Here is a 7555-nt window from a genome sequence, read left to right as displayed (position 1 = left end):
GTGCGGGTGGCCGTAGTCGTTGCCGTCGCCCACGGAGATGATCGCGACCTCGGGCGAGGTCGCGTCGAGGAACGCCCGGTTCGAGCTCGTAGCACTCCCGTGGTGCGCGACCTTGAGGATGTCTATGTCGCCGACGATGGCTCCGAGCGGGGTTTCGACATCCGGCGTCTGATAGGGAGGGTTCCCGCCGCCGCCCGTGATGTCCGCGGCGAGGAGCATCCTGAAGCCGGAATATTCAAGGAGCAGCGCGACGCTCATGGCGTTCTCGTCGGGCGGATCTCCGGCATCGACTGCCGTTTTGTCCGCGAGCGCTGCATTCGCAGCCACAACCTCCAGAGAGAGATCCCCAAGCTCGATGCGGTCGCCGGCAGAAAGGGTCTGCCCGGGACATGGGGCGAGTGCCCCATCGTCCGAAGGAGGATGAGCTTCAGGGCAGTCCTGTTTCGATCTTCCATATATCACCTCGATTGCGAAGTCGTCTCCTGTGCCTGCCGCCCCGTCGGGACCTGCCGCGATTTCCCCGAGCCCGCCGTAGTGGTCGGAGTGGCGATGGGTGACGATGACCGCGCTGAGCCTCTCGATCCCGCGCTCAGCGAGCAGCGGCAGGACCGAAAACCTGCCTGCGCCGGCCGGGCCCGCGTCCACGAGAACGGCCTCGCCGGAGGGCGCCTCTATGAGGATCGAGTCGCCCTGGCCCACGTCTATGGCGGTGATCCTGAGCCCCTCCCCGGTCTGCTCGGCGGCGGGCCCCGGCGCGTACGCGCGGCTGCCGGCGTCCCTGGACAGCCGAGGGATGCCGCAGCCGGCGACCATGAGGGCGGCCATCGCGATCATCGCTCTTCTCATGCCCCGGTGCAGTTGCACGGACCGTGCCGGGAAAAAGCCCTGAGAGTTCGCGAGGGTCAGGGGCCGGGGGTGCACAAAATCGCTGCACCCCTGCAGCGTTTTTGTGCACCCTGCGCTGGACGGCCCCTTCATTTTGAAGGGAAATTTTGTGGCACGGTACGTGCTAGGGAAACGGTCATGCATCCTATGGCGATCATCGCGGGCATCATGGCCATGGCAATCGCCCGGGCGGGAGCGGGGCCGCAGCTGCCCCCTGTGCGCGAGGTGGAGAGGGTCGCGATCTCATGCGCCCGCATCGACGTGGCCGAGGCGGCGGGCTGGAGGCGGAAGGCCAGGCAGGCGGCTTTCGTTCCCAGGGTCCAGATCGACTACGGCCACAGGTTCAGAAACGACATCGACATCAACATAAACGACAACGTCTACGTTGGCGCCAGCGGCGTGGTGGTCGGGCCGGAGGAGGGGAAGTACAACAGCGGCTCGACCGTCGATCACAACCTGGGATTCAGGGCGGTCTGGGATCTCGGCGAGTCGGTCTTCTCCTCCAAGCAGCTCGCCGCATCGGCAGAGGCGCGCAGGGTCGTGGCGACGCGCAACGAAATAATCGCGCAGGTGGCGAAGAGCTACTATGCGGTCGAGGGGTTCGGCGAGGAGGCGGCGCTTCTCGCCCTCCTCAAGGGCAGGGCGAAGGACCCGGCGGTGGTGGAGCACAAGATATTCCTCCGCTCGGTCGCGTGCCGCGAGGCGGCGGCGGCGCTGGACGGCATGACCGAGGGCTGGTTCGGCAGGGCGGCGGGCGGGGCGCTCTGCGAGGCGCCCGAAGAGCGGGGGAGGGGCGGATGAGGATGCGATCGGTCGCATTCATTGCGGCGATCTTCGCCGCCGGCTGCGGCGGGGTCGGCTGGGAGCCGTACGAGTCGCTCGTCCGGCTCCAGCCCTTTGTGGTCTCGGTGAGCCCCGCCGACCTCGACGTGGTCTCCGCGTGCGCCCCCGTTGAGATCGAGTTCTCCAGGGCGGTCTCGATCGACACCGTGAATCCCTCGAGCCTCGCCGTGCTCATGGACGACTCTGAGGAGATAGACGGGGTGGTCAGCGACCTGGACCGCGGCAAGGCCAGCGGCATGGAGGGGCTGTACGAGTTTTCCTCCGACGGCCGCGTCGCGGTCTTCCGGCCCGCTCAGGGCTACGAGCCCGGGGCGCGCTACATGATCTTGGCCACCGGCGCGATCCAAAGCGAGGAGGGGCTGCCGCTGAACCAGAGCGCCGGCCGCTCGCCGACACCGTTTGTGAGCAGGTTCAGCGTGGAGTGGTTCGATGGGGAGGCTTCGGCCTCCGGCGGTGGGTCAGGTGCCGCAGGGACAAGCACGCCCGTCAAGGAGAGGCCTTCGTACATCGTGATAAACGAGATCCTCTACGATGCGGCCGGCTCCGACACGGAGGGGGACGTCTTCGTGGAGCTCAGAGGCGAGGCGGGGAAAGAGATATCGGACTACATGATAGAGCTCGTAAACGGAGCGGACGGCGCGTCGGTCAAGTCCATAAGGCTTCCTGAGGGGGCCCGGCTGAGCGATCAGGGCATATATGTGGTTGCCGACGCCATAACCGGGCAGCCGGGGGTGAGCAACGTGGCGGCGGCCGACTTCATACTCAATTTCGATCCGCAGAACGGGCCCGACTGCGTGCAGCTGCTCGACGAGGCGGGTTCCCTCCTCGACGCCCTCGGCTACGGCGAGCCCCTCCCTGAGACCGCTGCAAACGGCCTTGAGTGCTATCTCGGCGCGCCGGCGATCGACGTGAATCCGGGCCAGTCCCTCTCCAGGACCGACGGCATCGATACCAGGGACAATTCCCAGGACTTCAAGGCCATCGACGATCCCACCCCGGGCATGCCCTGAAATACTTATATATAATATATTAGAAAACATTTTAGATTATATAAAATAGATGTTTTTTATACTAAGAATTTATGATTAAATAACCATATTTATTAGAAGTTTATTTAGTTAAATTAAAGTTAATTATCAAGGTCTGATCGATCATTTCGATCGAAAAATATTCAAATAAAGATTAATTACGGCATCTTAGATGCCTCGCCGATGATCATCGGAACTGCAGCTGTTTTAAAAAACCTTGCGAAGGAGAGCCTTTTGTATATAGTCCGGCGCGTTGTCAGCTCATGTGATTTTTCTCGCGAATGGGCCCGTTGGGACCCATTTTTTTTATCCCGAACCATGGCGATGGATTGCAAAGAGATAGAGAAAAGGGCCGAGGCGGTCGCAGCCCCCATACTCGCCAACCTGGGCTATTCCCTGGTCGCATGCGAGTTCACCTTTGAGGACGGCCGCTGGCAGCTCAGGCTCTTTGTAGACCGGGAGGGCGGAGTGACCGTGGGCGACTGCGCCAGGGCCTCACATGCGGTGGAGGACGCCATAGCGGTCGAGGACTTCATACCCGCAGCCTACAACCTCGAGGTCTCGTCGCCGGGCATATTCAGGCCCCTGAGGACCGAGGACGATTTCAAGAGATACACCGGCGAGCGGGCCAGGATAAAGACGGTGGAGCCGATAGGGGGGCGCAGCAATTTCAGGGGCATCCTGATCGGCGTCGAGGGGGGCCAGGTGGCTGTCTCGATCGACGGGACGAAGTTCATGGTCCCGATGGAGAAGATCGGCAGGGCAAGGCTCGATCCTGTGGAGATAATGCCCGCGAAGGGGGAGAGGCGGGTCGCAGGTTGAACGGGACGGAAACGACAATCGGAATATATACGAGGAGGAAGGGGCAATGGGAACCACAATGTTTCAGGACCTGAGCAGGGTGCTGGATCAGGTCAGCAAGGACAAGGGCATCCCGCGCGAGATGATCATCGAGGCCATCGAGACCGCGTTTCTCACGGCCGCCCGCAAGAAGTGGGGGCACCTGGGCGAGCTCGAGGCGCACTTCAACGACGAGAACGGCGAGATCGAGCTCTTCCAGTTCAAGACCGCGGTCGAGCAGATCAACGACGCGAACACCGAGATGACCCTCGATGAGGCGCGCCAGCTCGATCCGGAGGCGCAGCCGGGCGACAGCATCGGAGTGAAGATGGACCCCTCCGTCTTCGGCCGCATCGCGGCCCAGACCGCCAAGCAGGTGATCATACAGAAGGTCCGCGAGGCGGAGCGCAACATCGTATTCGAGGAGTACAAGGGCAGGCTCGGCGAGCTGATCACCGGGATCGTCCGCCGCTTCGAGAAGGGCGAGATGGTGGTGGACCTCGGCCGAACCGAGGCGGCGGTCCCGAAGCAGGAGCAGGTCCCCTCCGAGAGCTACCGGGCCGGCGAGAGGCTTCAGGGGTTCTTCCTCAGGATAGACAAGGAGGGCAAGGGGCCGCCGGTCGTCCTCTCCAGGCGCAACATCGGGCTTCTCATCGCGCTCTTCACCATGGAGGTCCCCGAGATCGCGGAGGGCATAGTCGAGATAAGGGCCGCGGCGCGCGAGCCGGGCGTCAGATCGAAGATCGCGGTCTCCTCCCGCGACTCGGACGTGGACCCGGTCGGCGCCTGCGTGGGCATGAAGGGCTCGCGCGTTCAGAGCGTGGTCGGCGAGCTCAAGGGCGAGAAGATCGACATAGTGGCGTGGGACAGCGACTCCGCGCGCTTCGTCTGCAACGCGCTCGCTCCCGCGGAGGTCGTGAAGGTGATCATCCGCGATCGCGAGCACGCGATGGAGGTGGTGGTCCCCGACGACCAGCTCTCGCTCGCCATCGGCCGCAGGGGCCAGAACGTGAGGCTGGCCGCGCAGCTCACCGGCTGGAACATCGACGTCTACAGCGAGACCCGCATCGAGCAGGTCGCGGCCCGCGCGCGCAAGGTCCTCTCCCAGGTGCTGGGCGTGGACGACGGCACCGCGATGATGCTCTACTCGCACTCGTTCCGCAGCTTCGAGGACATCGCGTCGTCGACCCCGGAGGACCTGGCCCAGGTCCCGGGCGTCGGCAGGGAGCTGCTGGAGCAGGCGCACGCGAAGGCGAAGGGGGCGGTGGAGAAGGGCCTCTCGACGCACGAGATGATCGCCGAGATCATAAAGGTCGAGGAGGAGGAGATGGCCCTACGCAAGCAGCAGGAGGCGGAGGCTGCGGCGTTGGCGGCGGAGGCGGCCGCGCAGGCGGCTGCCGAGGCGGCTGCCGAAGCGGCAGCGGCGGAACCCGCTCCGGAGGAGGGAGCTCTGCCCGAGGCGGTCTGCGACCCGGTGGAGGCGAAGGAGGAGGACGAGGCGCAGAAATGAGCGCATGGTATTGGACCGATCAACCCTGCTAATGACGGGAGCCGGCGATGTCAGTTGAGAACGAAAAGGGACAGATAGAGATACAGACGCAGGTCGTCGAGAAGCGCGTGAAGCCCACGGTGATCCGCAGGCGCGCGAAGAAGGTCGAGGTCGAGATCCCGCCTGAGGCCGAGGGCGCCGGGGAGGCCCCGGCCCCCTCCGCCGCAGAGTCGGCGGGCGAGGCTGCGGCTGCGGCTGAGGCGGCGAAGGGCGAGGCCCGGGCCGCGCTTCCTCCGCAGGCCGCCGAGGCCCGCGAGCCCCAGCGCAGGACCGGCACCGACTCGATCCACGGCCCCGAGGCGCGCGGAACGCCCGGCCCCGCCCTCTCCGCGCCGTCGGAGGCGGAGCGCAAGATAGGCGTGGTGGGCTACATCAACCTCGAGGCTGCGGCGAGCGCTGCTCCGACCCCCGTCGGAGCGGTAAAGGACACCTGGCGCGACCGCCTCAAGAGGGGGCCGCGCCGCCGCAAGAGCCGCGCGGAGATCGAGATGGAGACGATCGAGCGCAGCGGCGGTCTCAAGCAGTTCGTGGGCGCCTCCCTCGAGGGCGCGGAGGCGGCCGCCCCGGGGTTCGCGGACAGGGTCTTCCAGCCCGTGCCCAGCTCAAAGAAGAAGCGCGCCGTGCGCCGCGAGTTCAAGAAGACGCAGGTCACCGAGGCCAGGGCGATAAAGAAGGTGATCAGGGTCGAGGACGGCATATCGGTCTCCGCGCTCTCGCAGGCGCTCGGGATCAAGGCCGGGGAGATCATAAAGAGGCTCATGGCGCTGGGCGTCATGGCCACGGTGAACCAGGCGGTCGATCCTGAGACCGCCTCTCTCATCGCCGAGGAGCAGGGCTACAAGGTGGAGCACACCGCCTTCAAGGAGGAGCAGATCCTCGTGGAGCCGGAGGCGCATGCGTCGGCCTCGAACCTCGTGCACAGGCCGCCGGTCGTGACGGTCATGGGTCACGTCGACCACGGCAAGACCTCCATCCTGGACGTCATCCGAAAGAGCAACGTGGTGGACGGCGAGGCTGGCGGCATCACCCAGCACATCGGCGCATACGAGGTGCGCCACCCCAAGGGCACGATAACGTTCCTCGACACGCCGGGCCACGAGGCGTTCACCGAGATGCGCGCCCGCGGCGCACAGGCGACCGACATCGTGGTGCTCGTGGTCGCGGCCGACGACGGCATCATGCCCCAGACCATCGAGGCCATATCCCACGCCAAGGCGGCGGAGGTGCCGCTGATCGTGGCGATCAACAAGATCGACAAGCCCGACGCGCAGCCCGACCGCGTGAAGCAGGGGCTCACCGAGCACGGCCTGGTGCCCGAGGACTGGGGCGGCGACGTGATCTGCGTCCCCACATCGGCCAAGACCAAGCAGGGCTTAGACCAGCTACTGGAGATGATACTGCTCCAGGCCGAGGTGCTGGAGCTCAAGGCCGATCCGACCCTCCGCGCGAAGGGCATAGTGGTCGAGGCGGCGCTCGACAAGGGCCGCGGCCCGGTGGCCACGGTCCTCATACAGGAGGGCATGCTCCGGGACGGAGACAGCCTCGTCTGCGGCCTCTACGAGGGCAAGGTGCGCGCGATGTTCGACGCGGAGGGTAAGAAGGTCGCCGAGGCCGGGCTTTCCAAGCCGGTCGCCATACTGGGGCTCACCGGCGTGCCGAAGGCGGGCGACGAGATGGTGGCGGTTGCGGACGACCGCAGCGCGAAGCTCGTGGCCGAGCAGCGCAGGCAGAAGGACCGCGAGCGCGAGCTCACGGGCCCGATCCACGTATCCCTCGAGGACCTCTCGAAGCAGATGGCGGAGGGGGAGGCCAAACAGCTGCCTGTGATACTCAAGGCCGACGTGCAGGGCTCGGCGGAGGCGGTCTCGGAGGCGATAGAGAAGCTCTCGACCGACAAGGTCAGGCTCAACATCCTGCACCAGGGAGTGGGAGGGATAACCGAGAGCGACGTGATGCTGGCATCGGCCTCGAACGCGGTGGTGCTCGGGTTCAACGTGGTGCAGGACAGCAAGGCGAGGCAGGCGGCGGAGCGCGAGAAGATAGACGTGCGATGCTACCGCATCATCTACGAGATGATCGACGAGGTCAGAAAGGCGATGGAGGGGCTCTTGGCCCCCGAGGAGAAGGAGGTCGCGCTCGGCCAGGCGGAGGTCCGCGAGGTGTTCAGGATCACGAAGGTCGGCTCGATCGCCGGGTGCCAGGTGGTCTCGGGCAAGATCCAGCGCAACGGGCTGGCCAGGCTCGTGCGCGACCAGTCGATAGTCTTCGAGGGCAGGCTCTCGTCGCTCAAGCGCTTCAAGGACGACGTGAAGGAGGTGACCGAGGGCTACGAGTGCGGCATCGGCCTCGAGAACTTCAACGACATCAAGGCCGGCGACATCATCGAGGCGTACATAATAGAGAAGAAGGC

6 protein-coding genes are annotated in these 7555 nt (G+C 65.3%); 5 read left to right on the top strand and 1 reads right to left on the bottom strand.

The annotated features are described in order from the left end of the window. Positions 1–846 (bottom strand): MBL fold metallo-hydrolase (locus tag JXA24_00030; GenBank protein ID MBN1282147.1); only part of this gene is annotated, 846 nt, incomplete at its 3' end. Positions 847–1023: 177 nt separating this feature from the next. On the opposite strand from JXA24_00030, the gene JXA24_00025 reads away from it, so the two are divergent. The 5 genes from JXA24_00025 to infB form a co-directional block, all read left to right on the top strand. After that, positions 1024–1686, top strand: coding sequence for a hypothetical protein (locus tag JXA24_00025; protein MBN1282146.1), 663 nt, complete (start codon positions 1024–1026; stop codon positions 1684–1686). After that, positions 1683–2738, top strand: a complete 1056-nt coding sequence (locus JXA24_00020) for an Ig-like domain-containing protein (protein MBN1282145.1) — start codon at positions 1683–1685, stop codon at positions 2736–2738. Before JXA24_00025 ends, JXA24_00020 begins: the two co-directional genes overlap by 4 nt. 336 nt (positions 2739–3074) lie before the next feature. Next, on the top strand, positions 3075–3578 hold the full coding sequence (locus tag JXA24_00015) for a ribosome maturation factor RimP (protein ID MBN1282144.1): 504 nt from the start codon (positions 3075–3077) through the stop codon (positions 3576–3578). Between the two features lie 58 nt (positions 3579–3636). Next, entirely contained in the window at positions 3637–5106 is a 1470-nt protein-coding gene (nusA, locus tag JXA24_00010) for a transcription termination/antitermination protein NusA (GenBank protein ID MBN1282143.1), read from the top strand. Between the two features lie 47 nt (positions 5107–5153). Beyond that, a partial coding sequence (gene infB / locus JXA24_00005; protein ID MBN1282142.1) for a translation initiation factor IF-2 occupies positions 5154–7555 on the top strand: 2402 nt, incomplete at its 3' end.

This window comes from Pseudomonadota bacterium (genome assembly GCA_016927275.1).
Lineage (GTDB): Bacteria > UBA10199 > UBA10199 > 2-02-FULL-44-16 > JAAZCA01 > JAFGMW01.
This window is presented reverse-complemented; position numbering and strand designations above follow the sequence as displayed.